The following is a 17,942-nucleotide window of genomic DNA, read 5'->3' as shown; positions in this document are numbered from 1 at the left end:
TGAACACAATCAAATGTGGGAGCTGGCTTGCCTGCGATAGCGGTGTATCAGCCAGCAATGCTGTTGACTGATGCACCGCTATCGCAGGCAAGCCAGCTCCCACAGGGTTTTGCGGTGTTTTACCGACCAGGTTACTTGGCAGCGAACGCCGAGTAGCTGTTCATCAGGTTGCGGTAGTTGGGAATGCGCGGCGAGAGCAGGTTGGCCAGGCCTTCCATGTCGTTGCGCCAGTCCACTTGCAGCTCGCAAGCCACCGAGAACCAGTTGACCAGTTGTGCACCGGCGGCGGTCATACGCGCCCAGGCGGCTTGTTGCACGGTTTCGTTGAAGGTGCCGGAAGCGTCGGTGACCACGAAGACCTCAAAGCCTTCGTCAAGGGCACACAGGGTCGGGAACGCCACGCACACGTCGGTCACCACACCGGCAATGATGATTTGCTTGCGGCCGGTGGCCTTGACGGCCTTGACGAAATCTTCGTTGTCCCACGCGTTGATCTGGCCAGGGCGCGGAATGTACGGCGCGTCGGGGAACAGTTCTTTGAGCTCAGGCACCAATGGGCCGTTGGGGCCGCTTTCAAAGCTGGTGGTCAGGATGGTCGGCAGGTTGAAGAACTTCGCCACGTCGGCCAGGGCCAGCACGTTGTTCTTGAACTCGTTGGGGGAGAAATCCTGCACCAGGGAGATCAGGCCGGTCTGGTGATCAACCAACAAAACAACAGCATCGTCTTTGTTCAAGCGCTTGTAAGTCATGGGTAACTCCTTTAGGGATGGGGTGTTCTTCAAAAGGCAAAGCAGGAGCAGCCGAACGCACCCCAGAAACCCTGGAAGTCGCTGACCGGCACGCTGGAAAGGCGCGCTTTTTCATGGCTATGGGCATGCACGCCACAGGGGCCGCTGCACTGGTGAACCTGGGCCTGCATCGGCGACGTGGGGCGCCAGTGCCCCGGCACCTTGACCACCGGCGACCAGTCCGGCAGCACCGGTACCCGTGGCGGTGCGAAATCTTCGAAGTCGCCAGCGCCGTACACGACCTTGCCGCCGACCACGGTCAGCACCGACTCGATCCACTTGATGGCTTCTTCTTCGACGCTGAAAAAGTCCGCCGACAACGCGGCGACATCCGCCAGTTGACCGACCTTGATCTGGCCTTTCTTGCCCTGCTCGGAGGAGAACCAGGCGCTGCCGTGGGTGAACAGCTCCAATGCGGTAAGGCGCGGCAAGCCCTCGGCGTGCAGCTCCAGGCCACCGACGGTGCGGCCGCTGACCATCCAATACAGCGAGGTCCAGGGGTTGTAGCTCGACACGCGGGTGGCATCGGTGCCCGCCCCTACCGGCACGCCTTCGGCCAGCATGCGCTTGATCGGCGGCGTGGCTTCGGCGGCCTTGGCGCCGTAGCGCTCGACGAAGTATTCGCCCTGGAACGCCATGCGATCCTGAATCGCAATACCGCCACCGAGGGCACGCACGCGTTCGATGTTTTTCGGGGTGATGGTTTCGGCGTGGTCGAAGAACCACGGCAAGCCATTGAACGGAATATCGCGGTTGACCTTCTCGAACACGTCGAGCATGCGCGAGATGGACTCGTCGTAAGTGGCGTGCAGACGGAACGGCCAGCGCTGTTCCACCAGGTGGCGTACCACCGGTTCCAGCTCCTGTTCCATGGTCAGCGGCAGGTCAGGGCGGGGTTCGAGGAAGTCTTCGAAATCCGCCGCCGAGAACACCAGCATCTCGCCGGCACCGTTATGGCGCAGGTAGTCATCGCCCTGGTGCAGGGTGACGCTGCCGGTCCAGTGCTTGAAGTCGCTGAGCTCTTCCTTGGGCTTCTGGGTGAACAGGTTGTAGGCGATGCGCACCGTCAACTGTTGATCCTTGGCCAGTTGCTCGATCACCGCATAGTCATCGGGGTAGTTCTGGAAGCCGCCGCCGGCATCGATGGCGCTGGTCAGGCCCAGGCGATTGAGTTCCCGCATGAACTGGCGGGTGGAGTTGACCTGATATTCCAAAGGCAGTTTCGGGCCTTTGGCCAAGGTCGAGTACAAGATCATCGCGTTGGGCCGCGCCACCAGCATGCCGGTGGGGTTGCCGTTGCTGTCGCGTACGATCTCACCGCCCGGCGGGTTCGGCGTGTCCTTGGTGTAGCCCGCCACCCGCAGGGCTGCGCGGTTGAGCAAGGCGCGGTCGTACAAGTGCAGCACGAACACCGGGGTGTCCGGGGCGGCCTGGTTGAGTTCTTCCAGGGTGGGCATGCGCTTTTCGGCGAACTGGAATTCGTTCCAACCGCCCACCACGCGCACCCATTGCGGCGTGGGCGTGCGGTCGGCCTGGTCCTTGAGCATGCGCAAGGCATCGGCCAGGGACGGCACGCCTTCCCAGCGCAGTTCAAGGTTGTAGTTCAACCCGCCACGAATCAGGTGCAAGTGCGAGTCGTTGAGGCCGGGAATTACGGTGCGGCCCTTGAGGTCGATGACTTGGGTGCCGCTGCCGCGCAGGGCCATGGCTTCGCCGTCGGTACCGACGGCGACAAAGCGCCCTTGGTGGATGGCCACGGCGGTGGCGCGTGGGTTTTCCCGGTCCACGGTGTGGAACTGGCCATTGAACAGAATCAGATCGGCGTTCATAGGGTTTCCTTTACAGAGGCTTCAAGCCAGGGAGCGAACAGGCGGGTGGCCGCCGGCATCAGCAGGTACACCACCAGCAACACGATGGTCAGGGTGACCAGGAAGGTGGAGACCACGTAGTTGGACAAAAACGGGTGCAACCGCAGGATCGGCCCCCAGATAAACGGCAGCAGCAGGGTTTGCGGCAGGATCACAAACAGGCTGACCACCGCCTGCTTCCAGCGCGGCGGCTTGGCACCGCCATCGGCCTGGGGCGTGAACCAGAATTCATTGGCCGCGCCGATTTCCGTCTGGTCGCCATCCGCCAGCATCGGCGCGGCTTCGTCGATCAGGGCCTGGCGTTGCGGGGAGCCGAGCCACAGCTCAAGGGCGTTGGTGGAGCTATAGCGCAGCACGCAAGTGAACAGCGCCATGCCGTTTTGCTGGCTGCGCACCACGTCAACGCCAAGGTGCCCAGGGCGTTCGCCCGCGATGCGCACGATGCGGCGCAGCCAGGCTTCGTACTCGACTTCAAAGCCGGGTTTGACCCGGTGCTTGACGACCAGGGTGACGACTTCGTCGGGGCGGGTGTTGGCGGTTGATTCCATGGCTGGGTGTTTCCCCGGAGCATTGAGCGATGGGGAGAGTGTGGCCGGTTGGCAGGTGTGGGGAATTGCATGTATGTGCTGTCTGGCAGGCATTCGCCGGCTCTGCATCCGATATTTATGCTCACTTCCCAACTTAATAATATTTTATTAATACCCCCCCGCCGCCTAACTTGACGTCATGCCCGAGCTGAATCCAACTGCATTACGCAAGGATAGAGACATGACTGTAGCGATAACAAAAATAGACACGCTGGTGGTTGGCGCAGGTCAAGCTGGTGTGGCCATGAGCGAGCATTTGAGCAAGCAAGGCGTGCCGCACCTGGTGCTGGAACGCAGCCGTATTGCCGAGCGCTGGCGCACCGGCCGCTGGGACTCATTGGTCGCCAACGGCCCGGCCTGGCATGACCGCTTCCCCGGCCTGCATTTCGATGACGTCCCCGCCGATGGGTTCGCACCCAAAGAGCGCGTCGCCGATTACTTCGAAGCCTATGCCCGTAAATTCAACGCGCCGATCCGCACCGGCGTGGACGTCACCTCAGTAGTACGCAACGAGGGGCGCCCCGGCTTTACCGTGCACACCAGCGAAGGCGTGATCGAAGCCAACCGCGTGGTAGCCGCCACCGGGCCCTTTCAGAAGCCTGTGATTCCCGCTATCGCGCCTAAAGACACCGCGCTGCACCAGATCCATTCCGCCGACTATCGCAACCCTGGGCAACTGCCAGCCGGCGCTGTGCTGGTGGTGGGCGCCGGCTCGTCCGGGGTGCAAATTGCCGATGAATTGCAGCGTTCCGGTCGCCAGGTGTACCTGTCGGTCGGCGCCCATGACCGCCCTCCTCGCGCCTATCGCAACCGCGACTTCTGCTGGTGGTTGGGCGTATTGGGCGAGTGGGACCAGGCGGCGATGAAACCCGGCCGCGAGCACGTCACCATTGCCGTGAGTGGCGCCCACGGCGGCAAGACCATCGACTTTCGCGAGCTGGCCCAGCAAGGCATGACCCTGGTCGGCCTGACTCACGCCTTCGACGGCACGGTGGCAACGTTCCAACCCAACCTGGTGGAGAACCTGGCGCGCGGTGATGAAAACTACCTGGCCTTGCTGGATGCGGCCGACGCCTATATCGAGCGCAACGGCCTCGACCTGCCCCTGGAGCCCGAGGCACGTCGCGTGTTCCCCGACGCTGAATGCATCAAGCAGCCGATCCTGACACTGGACCTGGCGGAGGCTGGCATCACTTCGATCATCTGGGCCACCGGATTTGCCGTGGACTACAGCTGGTTGCAGGTAGACGCCTTCGACGCCGCTGGCAAGCCGCAACACCAGCGCGGTGTCTCCAGCGAAGCGGGCATCTACTTCCTTGGGTTGCCATGGCAATCGCGGCGTGGCTCGTCGTTTATCTGGGGCGTGTGGCACGACGCCAAATACGTGGCCGACCATATCGCCATCCAGCGTCAGTACCTTGAGTACCGCGAAGCCGCCCCGGTTGCCCGCCAGTCCCCTGTCAGCGCCTGATCATTTTTCCCAGGAGTTTTTTGATGCCTACTCACACTCGCATTCGCATGTTCAACACCAAAGAAACCTATCCCAACCAGAGCCTGGACAACGACCTATGCCAGGCCGTGCGCGCCGGCAACACCGTGTACGTACGCGGCCAGGTGGGCACTGATTTCGACGGCAACCTGGTCGGCCTCGGCGACCCACGGGCCCAGGCCGAGCAGGCGATGAAGAACGTCAAGCAACTGCTGGAAGAAGCCGGCAGCGACCTCAGCCATATCGTCAAGACCACCACCTATTTGATCGACCCACGCTACCGCGAGCCGGTGTACCAGGAAGTCGGCAAGTGGCTCAAGGGCGTGTTCCCGATTTCCACCGGGCTGGTGGTTTCGGCCCTGGGCCAGCCGCAGTGGCTGATGGAAATTGATGTGATCGCGGTTATTCCAGAGTAAGGAGGCTAGCCATGACCTTTTCTATCGTCGGCCGTTGTGCAGAGACCGGCCAACTGGGCATTGCCATCAGCTCATCGAGCATCGCCGTGGGCGCCCGCTGCCCGTGGCTGCGGCCCGGTGTGGGCGCCGTGTCGACCCAGAACATCACCTTGCCGGCCCTCGGCCCTGACGTCCTCGACGGGCTGGAACAGGGCCTGGCTCCCGCCGACGCCGTCGATAAAGCGCTCACCCGCAACGGCTACAGCCAGTACCGGCAACTGACGGCGATTGACCATCTGGGCCGCAGCGTGCATTTCAGCGGCAGTCAGACCCTGGGTACCCATCACGCGGTATCGGGCGAGCAATGCGTGGCGGCGGGCAATATGCTCGCCGCCCCTGAAGTGATCACCGCGATGGTCACGGCCTTCGAACAGGGCGAAGGCCAGCTCGCAGACCGTCTACTGGCCGCGATGCATGCCGCCATCGCCGCCGGTGGCGAAGCCGGCCCGGTGCACTCCGCCGCGCTGGTGGTGGTGGGCGAGTTGACTTGGCCGATTATCAACTTGCGCGTGGATTGGGCCGACGAGGCGCCGATTGGCGAATTGCAAAAACTCTGGGATGCCTACCGCCCACAGGTGCAGGACTATATCGATCGCGCCCTCGCCCCCGACCGCTCCCCCGGCTACGGTGTGGCCGGAGACGACCGATGAGCCGCAGCCGCGACCTGCTGGAAACCCTGGTGGGCTTCGACACCACCAGCCGCGAGTCCAACCTGCAATTGATCGAGTATGTGCGCGATTACCTGGCCGGGCTTGGCGTCACCAGCGAGCTGGTCTACAACGCGCAACGCAGCAAGGCCAACCTGTTTGCCAGCATCGGCCCGGTGGAACTACCAGGTATCGTGCTGTCGGGGCATACCGACGTGGTGCCGGTGGATGGGCAACCCTGGAGCCTGCCGCCGTTCACGCTGACCGAGCGCGACGGCAAGCTGTTCGGGCGCGGCACCGCCGACATGAAGGGGTATATCGCCTGCGTGCTGGCGTTGGTGCCAGCGCTGGTCAAGGCGCCATTGCGCCTGCCGGTGCACATCGCCCTGTCCTACGATGAGGAAGTCGGCTGCCTGGGCGTGCGCTCGCTGCTCGCCGTTCTTGAACAGCGTCCGGTCAAGCCGATGTTGTGCATCATCGGCGAGCCGACCGAGCTCAAGCCGGTGCTGGGCCACAAGGGGAAGTTGGCGATGCGCTGCGATGTTCAGGGCCAGGCGTGCCACTCGGCCTATGCGCCCTCGGGTGTGAATGCGATTGAACACGCCGCCGAGTTGATCGGTGAACTGGGGCGCATTGGCCAACGGCTGCGCGCGCGTCAGGACCCACGTTTTGACCCGCCGTTCAGCACGGTACAGACCGGCATGATCAACGGCGGCAAGGCCTTGAATATCGTGCCGGCCGACTGCCGCTTTGACTTTGAGGTGCGCGCCCTGCCCTCCATGGACCCGGGCGAAGTAGCTGAAGAGCTGCAGGCCTACGCGCGGCAGCAGGTGTTGCCGCGCATGCAGGCGGTCAGCAAGCAGAGTTCGATTCGGTTCACCGAGTTGTCGGCCTACCCAGGGCTGGTCACGGATGAGCGCAGCCAGGCGGCGCAATTGATTGCGACGTTTTGCGACTCGCAGGCATTCGGCACCGTAGCGTTTGGTACCGAGGGCGGGCTGTTCGATGCGGTGGGTATTCCCACCGTGGTATGCGGGCCAGGCAGCATGGACCAAGGGCATAAGCCCGATGAGTTTGTGAGCCTGGAGCAGCTCGATGGCTGCGATGCGATGTTGCAGCGGTTGCTAGGCTTTATCAGTACCTGAAGATATCGCACCACCTATGTGGGAGGGGCCAGCCCCAATGCCGATCAGTTAAGCGCAAATCCCTGTGGGAGCGGGCTTGCCCGCGAAGGCGGTGTGTCAATCACTGCATCGGTTACTGCACGACCGCTTTCGCAGGCAAGCCAGCTCCCACCTTTGAGCTTCGTTGCGTTGAGCACTGTGTTCGCTTAACTGATCGGCATTGGGGTTTGGTGTTCAGCCCAGTAGTCGCGCCAACTCTTCGCGGCAGTAGTCGACAAACAACTGCACCGGTTTGGTCAAGGGTGCGCGGCGTAGCCAGACGGCGGACAACCCCGACCCCGTGACCGTTTCCACCAAGGGAATGCACACCACTTTCTGCCCATCATAGGTGTACTCGCTGAACGGTTTGGTCACCAGGATCGAGAACCCGAACCCCCGCCCCACCATGCCCCGCACCATTTCGATGGAGGGCGAGCTAAATACAATATTCGGGGTCAGCCCGCGCTCTTCGAAGATGCTCACGAAGTAGGTACGGCTGGGCAACACGTCCAGTAAAATCATCGGCTCCAGCACCAGGTCGGCCAGGGACACCTTGGCCTGTTGGGCAAAGCGGTGGTCGGCCGGCAGCAACGCATAGGGCTGTTGCGGCGGCATCAGCGGCGTGGTCTCGATGGTGCTGCCCAGGTCGTGCTCAAACAGCATCGCCACGTCGATACTGCCCGCCGTCAGCGCCTGCACCAGCTCCTGCTGCTCGCCATCGCGGATGCGGATCTCCACGCCCGGCCAGCGCGCCTTGAAACCGGCGATCAAGCGTGGCAAGTACAACGGTGCCACGGTTTCAAAACAACCGATGTCAATCTGCCCGGCCACCACATCGTTATCGGCCAGGGCGTTCTGCTCGAACTCATGGGCTACCCGCAACAGCTCCAACGCCTTGCGATAAAAGCGCGCGCCGCTGGGCGTGAGGGAAACGCCCTGGGCGTGATGGCGGATAAACAGTTGCACGCCAAAGCTGTCTTCCAGTTGCTTGATCGCTGTGGAAACCGACGGCTGGGCGATATACAGCTTGCGCGACGCCTCGGCAACGCTGCCGCATTCGGCCGTGGTCACAAAATATCTGAGCTGACGCAGGTTATAGGCTGCCATCGGCACCTCTCTAAACGTGGTTTTTTGCCCCAAACAAGTGCGCAGAAACACCGGTTTTTCAAGCCATTGACGTGCATGCAACATACCGGAGCAAAAAACCTCACGAGATACTTTTTTTAAGGTCTATAGCAACAAACTTACTAATTTACCTGCCTGCGCCCATTGCAGATGATCACTCCAACAACAAAGCGGTGCCCATGCGCCGCACAGCGAAGTACGCCCACGTACTCACCTTGCCTTGGAGCTCGTCATGGTTACCACTGCAACATCCTCCGCCCCGCTCATCGAAAAACACACGATTGGATACGTGCCCCCGGAAGATCGCCATGGAAAGGTAAGAGACCTGTTCACCCTGTGGTTCGGCGGCAACATCGCGCCGTTGCCGATCGTCACTGGCGCACTGGGTGTGCAACTGTTCCACCTCAACCTGGTGTGGGGCATTGTCGCCATCCTTGTCGGCCATTTGGTCGGCGGTGTGTTGATGGCATTGCACTCGGCCCAGGGCCCGCAAATGGGTATCCCGCAGATGATCCAGAGTCGTGCACAGTTCGGCTCCCTCGGCGCATTGCTGGTGGTGGTGATTGCCGGGGTGATGTACATCGGCTTCTTCGCCTCCAACATCGTGCTGGCCGGTAAATCCCTGCATGGTGTGGTGGACGCCGTGCCTGTACCGGTGGGCATCGTTATCGGCGCCATCGGTTCCGGGATCATCGGCATCATCGGCTACCGCTTCATCCACGTACTCAACCGCATCGGTACCTGGGTCCTCGGCGCAGGCATCGTGCTGGGCTTTGGCTACATCTTCACCCATGTGCAGACCACCGATTTCCTCACCCGTGGCAGCTTCAACATCTCCGGTTGGCTGGCCACCGTTTCCCTGGCTGCACTGTGGCAAATCGCGTTTGCGCCCTACGTGTCGGACTACTCCCGCTACCTGCCCGCCGACGTGCCGGTAGCCGCCACCTTCTGGACCACCTACCTGGGCTCGGCGCTGGGGTCGAGCCTGGCGTTCATCTTCGGCGCCGTGGCAGTGCTCGCCACGCCGGTAGGCATGGACACCATGGACGCCGTCAAACTCGCCACCGGCGCCATCGGCCCGTTGATGCTGGTGCTGTTCCTGCTCAGCGTGATCAGCCACAACGCCCTCAACCTGTACGGCGCGGTGCTGTCGATCATCACCCTGGTACAGACCTTCGCCTACCGCTGGATCCCGACCGCGAAAAGCCGTGCGGTGATCTCCATCATCGTGCTGGCCGCCTGTTCGATTGCGGCGGTGTTTGCCTCCCAAGACTTCATCGGCCACTTCGTTGACATGGTGCTGGTGCTACTGGTGGTGCTGGTGCCTTGGACGGCGATCAACCTGATCGACTTCTATGCCATTCACAAAGGCCAATACGACATCGCCTCGATCTTCCGCGTGGATGGCGGCATCTACGGCAAGTACAACCCCCAGGCGCTGCTGGCCTATGCGGTGGGGATCGTGGTGCAGATTCCGTTCATGAACACGCCGCTGTACGTGGGGCCGATTTCGCAGCACATCAACGGCGCGGACTTGTCGTGGGTGGTGGGGTTGGTGGTGACGTCGCCGTTGTACTTCTGGTTGGCGAGTCGGGACAGTGCGTATAAGCGCCGGATGGACAGTGGGAAGTTGGTGAGTGGGGTTTGATACATCCTGTCGGTGTGACGGCTGTGCGTGGGAGACCTTCGGGTCTGCCGGGGGTGATTCTTCCTGGTCTGCGAACCCGCGCACAGTTGCCAATACCGCCCGGATCATGGTCCAGGATGTGGCGGATGTGTTTACGGTGATTGAAAAACATGGCCTTGATTCGCCTGCTGTGCAGTAAGTTGTGAGAAAACCCGCCTCGGCGGGTTTTCTGGTTTTTGCGAAACTCAATCCTACCCGCTCCTACCCAGGCGGTAACCACGATGCGAAGCGAGCCGCTCTTGATCTGCTTTTGATCTTGCTTTTGATCTTGCTTTTGATCTCAGGCGCCCCGTTAAACCACGCTGGCCGGAATTCGACAGGGATTTGGGGGGTAAACCGGCAGGGATGCCGGTTTAGCCGCCCCGCGCCATGGATGGCGCGTGGCGGCGGCCCCCCAAATCACTGGCGGATTACGGGCACACCGAGCCCAAGCGAGGTGCCGAGTGGTGGGGCGAGGACCTTTTGGTTACTTTTGGGTCCTTCCAAAAGTGACCCGCTGTAAAAGCGGAACCCTAAGTGGCCGTTACCGCAGGAATGGATATGTACACGGTCCAACTGTGTTGACTGTTAGGCCGTCTTCGCAGGCAAGCCAGCTCCCACATTTGGATCGCGTAGGGTCAGATAGATAGGTGTCGGCCTTCAGGCCGCCTTCGCAGGCAAGCCCCACAGTTTGATTGCGCAGCACCAAAGTTGAACCTCACGCTTCACCCGTCAGGGCCGGCCTTGCGGTGCCAAAGGTGCAACGTTTCTCTATGATGTGGCCTTTCACTGAAAATCTCTGGAACGGCCCATGCCCACCCTCACCCTGCGCAACGCCCTGCCCACCGACGCAGCACGCTGCTTTGAAATCGAAACCAGCGCCTACGAGGGCGACGAAGCCGCCACGCTTGAAAAGATCACCACGCGTATCGCGCAGTATCCCGAGGGCTTTTTGATCCTGGAGGAAGATGGCGCAGTGGTGGGCTTCATCAACTCAGGGTGCGCCCATGAAGTGGTGATGTCGGACGAGGCCTTCAAGGAGTTGGTGGGCCATGTGGCCGAGGCACCGAATGTGGTGATCATGTCGGTGGTGGTCGACCCGGCCCATCAAGGCAAGGGCTATGCGAAACGGCTGATGACTGAGTTCGTGCAACGCATGCAGGCAATGGGCAAGCGCACCCTCCACCTGATGTGCAAGGCGCAGCATGTGCCGTTGTACCGAGCAATGGGCTACACCTACGTGCGCCCTTCGCCGTCGGATCATGGGGGTATGGCGTGGCATGAGATGGTGAAGACGCTTTAATGCAAGCCGTTGCACGAGTGATTGCAAAAGTGTTTCCAAGCGTGAGGCAACCAAAAGACCTGCAACGACCGAATGTGTTTCGGTGAGTGAAAAGCTGGCACTGCGCTGCGCTATCTGACAGCCAGCCTGACTTTTCGGAGCGTGGGCCGGACTGCGCCTATAGCCTTTTGACTCACTCGAAAACCAACACCTGATGCGGTTTCACGTTGTTACATCCAGCCAAAACAGACCTCGTTGAGCGCCTGCCCCAGGCGCTGTAGCCTGCGAAACGCCCTGTCAGGGCCACCCTCTGACAGGGTCAATTTCCAAGCAATCAGAGAGGTGCAATCATGTCTTCAATCAATGGCTCCGCCCCATTCGTACCCGCGTACCAGCCCGCTGCCAAACACCCTATCGATAACGATGTACCGAGGAAAAACTCTCTGGACAAACAGGCTGGAGAAGATGCCGAAGTGTCCAATGGCAAGGGCGGCTGGAAAAACATTGGCAATGCGACGCGCGACCACGCCAACCGCACTCGGCTGGATCGCAATTTCTTGCCTTCAGACAAAAAGACCGTCGATGACGCCCAGGTCAATACCAGGGCTGGATATCACGGCACCGGCACCCTGCCCGCCTTCCCAACTTGGGATGACAAGGCCTTAAACGACTCCGCGTCCAATGCCCTGCGTCAACCGATCGACTTCGAAATAAAACCTGACGGCAACGGCGGTTGGACCAAGGCGTGACAACTCCACTGTCTAAGCCGCTTTAGCACTCAGGGCTTTGCCGAACAACCAGTACCCAGGGGCTTCACCCTCAAAGGTACAGTTCAGCGGTTGTTCCACTATGGGACAGCCGCCGAGTCATCTACCAACTGCCGGAAGCCCCCCCGCCACCGCTGGAACCGCCACCGCCCGACGAACTGCTGCTGGTGCTGGAGCCGCTGGAACCTGAGCTGGACCCGCCGCCGGAGCCAGAACCTTCGCCGACCTTGCCAAAGATAATCAGCGCAACAAACGATGCGATAGGAAATGCCAGCAACCAGGCGTCGCGATCGCCGTCCATCACCTGCCCCGCCACCCCATACACGGCCACCGCCGCCAGCAGTCGTACGCTAAAACCTGCGCGGCTGGTGCGCCAGGTCTGCCTCATGAGCAGCACCAGCACCAGGTACAACCCCAGCACCACCAAGACGCCCAGGGGCCACAGCAACCAGTGGGTGAAACTGACGTCTACGTAATGGTTTGCCACCACCAACCCGAGGATATAACCCAGCAGCCCGATCACGCCGTAAAACAGCGTGCGCACCTGCCACAACGCGCCGAATAGCGCGCCGCCAATCAACAAGGTCAGCGGCATTGCAACGAGGAACATCGGCCAGTCCCGACCACCGGCCAATACCGTCAGCAACAGCGTGGCCGCAACTGCGATGATCAAAGCTCTGCGCCAGTGCAACTTGCCAGCGGCGATCAGTGTACCGGCGAGCGCCCCCAGGACAAACGCCGCCAATATCGCGAAAAATTGCGGGTTGATCCCCGGCCCGGCCACTTCAGGCAGGTCGCCGCCGTCCACCAGGACCACCAGCGCGCTCACGCCTTGCTGGATGCCACCGGCAAAATCGCCCTGACGAAACGCTGGAGTGAGACGTTCTTCAATGATGCGATGGGCCAGCAGGTCAGTGACGATGCCTTCCAGGCCATAACCCACCTCGATGCGCACTGTGCGGTCGGCTTTGGCCACCACCAGCAGGATGCCGTCGTTGACGTCCTTGCGCCCCAGCTTCCAGGCGCGGAACAGTTGGTTGGCATAGTCTTCGATGCCGCTGCTGCCGGTGGTCGGCACCAGCAATACGGCCACTTGCGCGCCTTTGCGTTGTTCAAGGTCGGCGAGTTGTTGCTTGAGGCGCAGCACGGTGCCCGAGTCGAGGGTATTGGTCAGGTCGATGACCCGCTGATCAAGGGCAACCCCAATCGGCGAGGTGTCCGCATGAGCGGCGATGAACAGGCTGGAAAACACCAGGGCCAGTAGGCTGAACACCGATTGCCGCACAAGCACGATCATGTATGGTTACCTGAAGTCTCTCCCTGAAGACGCCGACTTTACCTTATCTGCACGCAAACGCGTGACCCAGGGCCTGCGACTATCTAAACTGCCCACTAAGCTGCATAGCAATTAGCCATCCACGAGAACCCCATGGACCTACGTCACCGCAACAATATACATGTGATGGGCCACGGTCCCTCGACGCTGGTGTTTTCCCACGGCTTTGGTTGCAACCAGGCCATGTGGAATGCCTTGGCACCGCACTTTCTCGAGCGCTTTCGCGTGGTGCTGTATGACCTGGTCGGCGCCGGCCTGTCGGACTTGAGTGCGTTCGACAAAACCAAATACAGCCGCCTGGATGGCTATGCCCATGACCTGAACGAGATTATCGACGCCTATGCCCAAGGCCCGGTGATTCTGGTGGGCCACTCGGTCAGCGCGATGATCGGCACCCTCGCCGACCGTTTCCTCCCGGGCCGCATTGCCGCACACGTGATGATTGGCCCATCGCCACGCTATATCGATACCGAGGAATATGTCGGCGGTTTCCAGCGCGACGACATCGACGACCTGCTCGACACCCTCGACAGCAACTACCTGGGCTGGTCCAGCGCCATGGCCCCGGTGATCATGGGCGCCCCGACGCAGCCGCACCTGAGCGAGGCGCTCACCGAGAGCTTCTGCCGCACCGAGCCGGACATCGCCAAGCAGTTCGCCCGCGTGACCTTCCTCTCGGATAACCGCCAGGATGTGTTCGGCCTGACCACCCCGGTACTCATCCTGCAATCGACCGACGACCTGATCGCGCCCGTGGCCGTGGGTGAATACCTGCACGCCGTACTACCTAACAGCACTTATTGCCTGGTCGAGAATGTCGGCCATTGCCCGCATATGAGCGCCCCCCAGGCGTGTGCAACGGCGATGGACCGGTTCCTGGCCCATTGGGCGGCTGCCGATGCCCGTTGACCCGCTGTTTGACAGCGCGGCGTGTGCCCTGGCGGTGACCCAGGAAGATGGCACGATCCTGCACGTCAACCCGCGCTTGTGCGACTGGCTGGGCTTTACTGCGGCCCAGCTGCTGGGCCGGCGTTTCCAGGACCTGCTGGCCATGGGCGGGCGGATTTTTTACCAGACGCACCTGGCGCCGATGCTGCGTATGCATGGCAGCGTCACCGAGGTGAAGCTCGACATCCGTCATTGCAACGGGCACAAAGTCACGGTCTTGCTCAACGCCAACCGGCGCCAGCAGCCCGACGGCGTGGTGTATGACTTGGCGCTGTTCGGCACCACCGACCGTGACAAGTACGAGCGTGAGCTGCTCAATGCCCACAAGCAGGCTGAAGCCCTGCTGCAGGAAAAAACTGCTACGGAACTGGCCCTGCAACAGGCCCAGGCCGAACTGAGCGAGGCCTATGCCATTGCCCAGCGCCGGGCGTTGTTTGCCGAGCAGATGGTGGCGATTGTCAGCCATGACCTGAAAAACCCACTCACCGCGATCCGCATGGCCTCCGACTTTCTCCAGCGTGGCGAGCGCACGGCCAAGGAGCGCCAGTTGTTGGGGCACATCGGCCAGTCGTCCGAACGCGCCCACCGCATGATCGCCGACCTGCTGGACTTCACCCAGGCCCGGGTCGGCCAGGGCATTACCATCAAGCCGCAACCGCTGGACCTGCACAGCGTTATTCATCGCAGCGTCGACGAACTGCGGGTGGCCTTCCCCAAGGCCACGCTGGTGCATCACGCCGAGGGCCAGGGCGACGCGTGCCTGGACGCCGACCGCGTGCAACAGATGATCGGTAACCTGGTGGCCAACAGCGTGGCCTATGGCGACTTGCTGCAGCCGATCACCATTACCTCGCGCCTGGGCGATAACACCTGCGCGGTCGCGGTGCATAACCACGGCCCGGCGATTCCCCAAACCCTGCTGGCCGGGTTGTTCGAACCCATGACCCGCGGCACCGACCAGGGCAGCGACGTGCGCAGCGTAGGCCTGGGCCTGTATATCGTGCGCGAACTGGCCAGAGTACATGGCGGCGACGTGGCGGTGAGTTCATGTGCGAGCGCCGGCACCACGTTTACCGTGAAGTTCTAGTACAGGTACGCGGCGCCCTGCATGATCGGCTCGACCCGGCCGGTCAATATCACCCCGCCCCGCCCGTCCCATTGCACCGTGACCGCGCCGCCGTCGCACTGGACCTCCACACGCTCATCGAGCAGCCCTCGCCGGATGCCGTTGACGACCGCCGCGCAACAGCATGAACCGGACCCCAGCGGCACACCTCCGCCACGCTCCCAGATACGCAGGCGGATATGGCCGCGGTCCAGCACTTGCACGAAATGCACATTGGTCCTGGCCGGAAACAGCGGGTGAACTTCCAGGGTCGAGCCCATGGCTTCAATATCGAGCGCCGTCACATCCTCCACAAAAAACGTGCAATGCGGGTTGCCCATGCTGCACGCCGCCGGCTGGCCGTCGATAGGCAACACGCAGGTGTCCATCGCCCTGGCCAAGGGTACCGACGCCCAGTCCAGCGAGGGTGGGCCCATATCCACCGACACGCGCTGCCCATCAGCACGTGTGCATGTCAGCAAGCCACGGTCGCTGCCCAGCACGATGCTTTGGGTGCCAGCCTCATGCATCAGGCGATCCGCCACGCCACGCGTCGCGCTGCCGCAGGTTTGCAAGCGTGTTCCGTCCGGGTTCCAGAACTGAACGCGCGCAGCAGCCTCCTCACAGTCGAGCACCACCGCCAGCTGATTGAAACCGATGCCGGTGCGGCGGTTACCCAAGTGGCGGGCAATCTGCGCAGTAATAGGGTTATCCTCGCCACGGCGGTCAATGATAATGAAGTCGTCGCCGTGGGCGTGCATCTTCACGAACGGCAGGGTCATGGGCGCTCCTGTGGGTGAAATGAGTCAAGCGGTTCTAATACCATTGTAGGAGCGAGGTTGCTCGCGAAAAACTCACAGGCGCCGCGTTTATTCAGGGAGTGCGCGTTATGGTTGGCGTTTTTCGCGAGCAGCGCGCCTACAAAGGGTTGAAGGGTCATGCTTATTGTATTCAGCGGCTTGCCCGGCAGTGGCAAGACCACGATTGCCAGGGAGCTGGCGCGACAGTTGGGCGCGGTTTACCTGCGTATCGATGTGATTGAGCAGGCGCTGCGGGAGGCTGCGGTGTTGGTAGGCGATGTGGGGGCCAGCGGCTACGCGGTGGCGAATGCGCTGGCGCTGAGTAACCTGCGCCTGGGGCAGCGGGTGATCGCCGATTGTGTGAACCCCGTGAAGGAAAGCCGCGATGCCTGGCAAGCGGTGGCGACAGCGGCCGGTGTGGCGCTGAGCAATATCGAGGTGGTGTGTACCGATCAGCAGGCGCATCGGCGTCGAGTCGAAGGGCGTGTGGGCGATATTCCCGGGCTGGTGCCGCCGACCTGGGAATCGGTGCAGGCGCATAAGTACGAACGCTGGGAAACCCCACCGTTCAGGCTGGATACGGCGCAGATGACGCCGGCAGAGGCTGTCGCGGCAGCCTTGCTCCATATAGGCTAAAACCCACCTGTGGCGAGGGAGCTTGCTCCCTCACCACATTCTTTAGAAGTTACCGCGCAACGCCTCAAGCCCGCCTTCGTAGACACCGGCAAACAATGCCTCGACTTGCGCCTCGGTGGTACCCGCTGCCGGCGTGAACACGCCGGACCAGGTCACTTTCGCCGAGGTGTCCGTCAGCGCTTCAACCTGCAAGGTCGCCAAGTAAGCACTCACCGGAAACGGCGACGCTTCAATGGTGTAGCTGTAGGTGCGCGCCACGTTGTCGAAGGTCTGCAAACGCTCGACAATCGCGCCGCCGTCAGCGGTGGTCAGGTGACGCACACGGCCACCCTCGCTCGGCTCGCTCTTGGCAATCAAAGGCAGCCAGTCAGGCAGGCTGTTGAAGCCGCCAATCAGTTGCCAGACCTGGTCGGCCGACACCGCAATTTCAATCACAGAAGACGCTGTTGCCACGATCAATACTCCAGTCAGGAAAAAATCAGATTGCCATGCTGTCGACAACGCCACCGTCGACCCGCAGCGCGGCACCGGTCGTCGCCGAAGACAGCGGTGAAGCAATGTACGCCACCAGGTTCGCCACTTCATCCACATTGGCCGCGCGCTGGATGATCGAGGTGGGCCGCGCATGGCGCACAAATACATCCGCTTCCTCTCGGGCACTGCGCCCGGATTCGGCCGTGGCGTCCTTGAGCATGTGTTCCAGGCCATCGGTAAAGGTCGGCCCCGGCAAGATAGCATTCACCGTCACCCCAGTACCCGCCAGGCGCTTGGCCAGGCCGTGGGACACCGCCAGGTTGGCGCTTTTGGTCACCCCGTAGTTGATCATGTCGGCCGGCGTCGCCACGCCAGACTCCGACGACACGAAGATCACCCGGCCCCAGCCCTGCTCGACCATACCCGGCACATAATGCCGCGCCAGGCGCACGCCGGAGATCACATTGACCTCATAGAAGCGCGCCCACTCACTGTCCGGCGCGTCGAAGAAATCCACCGCGTCGAAGATGCCCAGGTTGTTGACCAGAATGTCGGCGCGGGGTTCGGCGGCGAAAAGTTTCTGTGCGCCTTCAACGGTGCCGAGGTCGGCCACCACACCACGCAGTTGAGCAGCCGGAACCGCTTGGCGAATGCTGGCCAAGGCGTCGTCCACCTTGCCTGCATCCCGCCCGATCACCACCACCGTGGCACCGGATTGCGCCAGGGCCTGGCTGATACCCAGGCCAATCCCGGCGGTGCTGCCGCTGACAATAGCCACTTTGCCACTTACATCAATTTTCATGCTC

18 protein-coding genes and 1 pseudogene are annotated in these 17,942 nt (G+C 61.8%); 11 read left to right on the top strand and 8 right to left on the bottom strand.

Annotation, left to right across the window (positions count from 1 at the left end; translation table 11 throughout):
* Positions 1-131: 131 nt before the first annotated feature.
* The 3 genes from ycaC to AB9N64_RS01120 are packed head-to-tail and all read right to left on the bottom strand — an operon-like array spanning position 132 to position 3,204.
* Complete coding sequence (ycaC, locus tag AB9N64_RS01130) at positions 132-749, bottom strand: isochorismate family cysteine hydrolase YcaC (protein WP_003191905.1); 618 nt, start codon at positions 747-749, stop codon at positions 132-134.
* Between the two features lie 29 nt (positions 750-778).
* Entirely contained in the window at positions 779-2,617 is a 1,839-nt protein-coding gene (locus AB9N64_RS01125; protein ID WP_014718157.1) for an amidohydrolase, read from the bottom strand.
* The gene (locus tag AB9N64_RS01120; RefSeq protein WP_060767285.1) at positions 2,614-3,204 is read right to left on the bottom strand and encodes an antibiotic biosynthesis monooxygenase; all 591 of its coding nucleotides are present in this window, start codon (positions 3,202-3,204) and stop codon (positions 2,614-2,616) included. Before AB9N64_RS01120 ends, AB9N64_RS01125 begins: the two co-directional genes overlap by 4 nt.
* Positions 3,205-3,382: 178 nt before the next feature.
* Here AB9N64_RS01120 and AB9N64_RS01115 point away from each other — a divergent pair, with 178 nt between their 5' ends.
* The 4 genes from AB9N64_RS01115 to argE are packed head-to-tail and all read left to right on the top strand — an operon-like array spanning position 3,383 to position 6,979.
* Complete coding sequence (locus AB9N64_RS01115; protein WP_161981182.1) at positions 3,383-4,714, top strand: NAD(P)/FAD-dependent oxidoreductase; 1,332 nt, start codon at positions 3,383-3,385, stop codon at positions 4,712-4,714.
* A 23-nt stretch (positions 4,715-4,737) separates the two neighbouring features.
* Positions 4,738-5,148 carry a RidA family protein gene (locus AB9N64_RS01110; RefSeq protein ID WP_014718154.1) on the top strand — a complete coding sequence of 137 codons (411 nt, stop codon included), beginning with the start codon at positions 4,738-4,740 and terminating at the stop codon, positions 5,146-5,148.
* An 11-nt stretch (positions 5,149-5,159) separates the two neighbouring features.
* Positions 5,160-5,837 (top strand): DUF1028 domain-containing protein, encoded by a 678-nt coding sequence (locus tag AB9N64_RS01105; RefSeq protein ID WP_014718153.1) that lies wholly within the window; start codon positions 5,160-5,162, stop codon positions 5,835-5,837.
* Entirely contained in the window at positions 5,834-6,979 is a 1,146-nt protein-coding gene (argE, locus tag AB9N64_RS01100) for an acetylornithine deacetylase (RefSeq protein WP_014718152.1), read from the top strand. The genes AB9N64_RS01105 and argE overlap by 4 nt, the downstream gene beginning before the upstream one ends.
* A gap of 213 nt (positions 6,980-7,192) precedes the next feature.
* Here the strand turns inward: argE and AB9N64_RS01095 are convergent, their stop codons facing one another.
* Positions 7,193-8,104: a LysR substrate-binding domain-containing protein gene (locus AB9N64_RS01095; protein WP_014718151.1), complete on the bottom strand. Its 912-nt coding sequence runs from the start codon at positions 8,102-8,104 to the stop codon at positions 7,193-7,195.
* A 250-nt stretch (positions 8,105-8,354) separates the two neighbouring features.
* Here AB9N64_RS01095 and AB9N64_RS01090 point away from each other — a divergent pair, with 250 nt between their 5' ends.
* The 4 genes and pseudogenes from AB9N64_RS01090 to AB9N64_RS01075 all read left to right on the top strand — a co-directional run bounded on the left by AB9N64_RS01090 (position 8,355) and on the right by AB9N64_RS01075 (position 11,819).
* Positions 8,355-9,770 (top strand): cytosine permease, encoded by a 1,416-nt coding sequence (locus AB9N64_RS01090; protein WP_020301876.1) that lies wholly within the window; start codon positions 8,355-8,357, stop codon positions 9,768-9,770.
* A gap of 82 nt (positions 9,771-9,852) precedes the next feature.
* Positions 9,853-9,948 (top strand): annotated as a pseudogene (locus tag AB9N64_RS01085) (fructose-bisphosphate aldolase); the annotation flags it as partial.
* 651 nt (positions 9,949-10,599) lie between these two features.
* Positions 10,600-11,091, top strand: a complete 492-nt coding sequence (locus AB9N64_RS01080) for a GNAT family N-acetyltransferase (RefSeq protein ID WP_014718149.1) — start codon at positions 10,600-10,602, stop codon at positions 11,089-11,091.
* 329 nt (positions 11,092-11,420) lie between these two features.
* Positions 11,421-11,819 (top strand): hypothetical protein, encoded by a 399-nt coding sequence (locus AB9N64_RS01075; RefSeq protein WP_014718148.1) that lies wholly within the window; start codon positions 11,421-11,423, stop codon positions 11,817-11,819.
* Positions 11,820-11,940: 121 nt separating this feature from the next.
* Here AB9N64_RS01075 and AB9N64_RS01070 read toward each other — a convergent pair whose 3' ends face one another.
* A complete protein-coding gene (locus tag AB9N64_RS01070) occupies positions 11,941-13,134 on the bottom strand; it encodes a YgcG family protein (RefSeq protein WP_020301862.1) in 1,194 nt (397 codons plus the stop codon).
* A 132-nt stretch (positions 13,135-13,266) separates the two neighbouring features.
* On the opposite strand from AB9N64_RS01070, the gene AB9N64_RS01065 reads away from it, so the two are divergent.
* Both AB9N64_RS01065 and AB9N64_RS01060 read left to right on the top strand, forming a co-directional pair.
* The gene (locus AB9N64_RS01065; RefSeq protein WP_020301861.1) at positions 13,267-14,082 is read left to right on the top strand and encodes an alpha/beta fold hydrolase; all 816 of its coding nucleotides are present in this window, start codon (positions 13,267-13,269) and stop codon (positions 14,080-14,082) included.
* Positions 14,072-15,208 (top strand): PAS domain-containing sensor histidine kinase, encoded by a 1,137-nt coding sequence (locus AB9N64_RS01060; RefSeq protein ID WP_014718145.1) that lies wholly within the window; start codon positions 14,072-14,074, stop codon positions 15,206-15,208. The genes AB9N64_RS01065 and AB9N64_RS01060 overlap by 11 nt, the downstream gene beginning before the upstream one ends.
* On the opposite strand, the gene dapF is transcribed toward AB9N64_RS01060, so the two are convergent.
* The gene (gene dapF / locus AB9N64_RS01055) at positions 15,205-16,008 is read right to left on the bottom strand and encodes a diaminopimelate epimerase (protein ID WP_130175657.1); all 804 of its coding nucleotides are present in this window, start codon (positions 16,006-16,008) and stop codon (positions 15,205-15,207) included. The genes AB9N64_RS01060 and dapF overlap by 4 nt on opposite strands.
* A 156-nt stretch (positions 16,009-16,164) precedes the next feature.
* On the opposite strand from dapF, the gene AB9N64_RS01050 reads away from it, so the two are divergent.
* A complete protein-coding gene (locus tag AB9N64_RS01050; protein WP_020301859.1) occupies positions 16,165-16,662 on the top strand; it encodes an AAA family ATPase in 498 nt (165 codons plus the stop codon).
* A gap of 42 nt (positions 16,663-16,704) precedes the next feature.
* On the opposite strand, the gene AB9N64_RS01045 is transcribed toward AB9N64_RS01050, so the two are convergent.
* Together AB9N64_RS01045 and AB9N64_RS01040 are read right to left on the bottom strand one after the other, a co-directional pair.
* Positions 16,705-17,115 carry an SRPBCC family protein gene (locus AB9N64_RS01045; RefSeq protein WP_032903525.1) on the bottom strand — a complete coding sequence of 137 codons (411 nt, stop codon included), beginning with the start codon at positions 17,113-17,115 and terminating at the stop codon, positions 16,705-16,707.
* Between the two features lie 25 nt (positions 17,116-17,140).
* Positions 17,141-17,938 (bottom strand): SDR family NAD(P)-dependent oxidoreductase, encoded by a 798-nt coding sequence (locus tag AB9N64_RS01040; protein ID WP_020301857.1) that lies wholly within the window; start codon positions 17,936-17,938, stop codon positions 17,141-17,143.
* Between the last annotated feature and the right edge of the window lie 4 nt (positions 17,939-17,942).

The sequence above is a fragment of the Pseudomonas sp. KT_2_4 genome (assembly GCF_041410225.1).
GTDB lineage: Bacteria > Pseudomonadota > Gammaproteobacteria > Pseudomonadales > Pseudomonadaceae > Aquipseudomonas > Aquipseudomonas paracarnis.
This window is presented reverse-complemented; position numbering and strand designations above follow the sequence as displayed.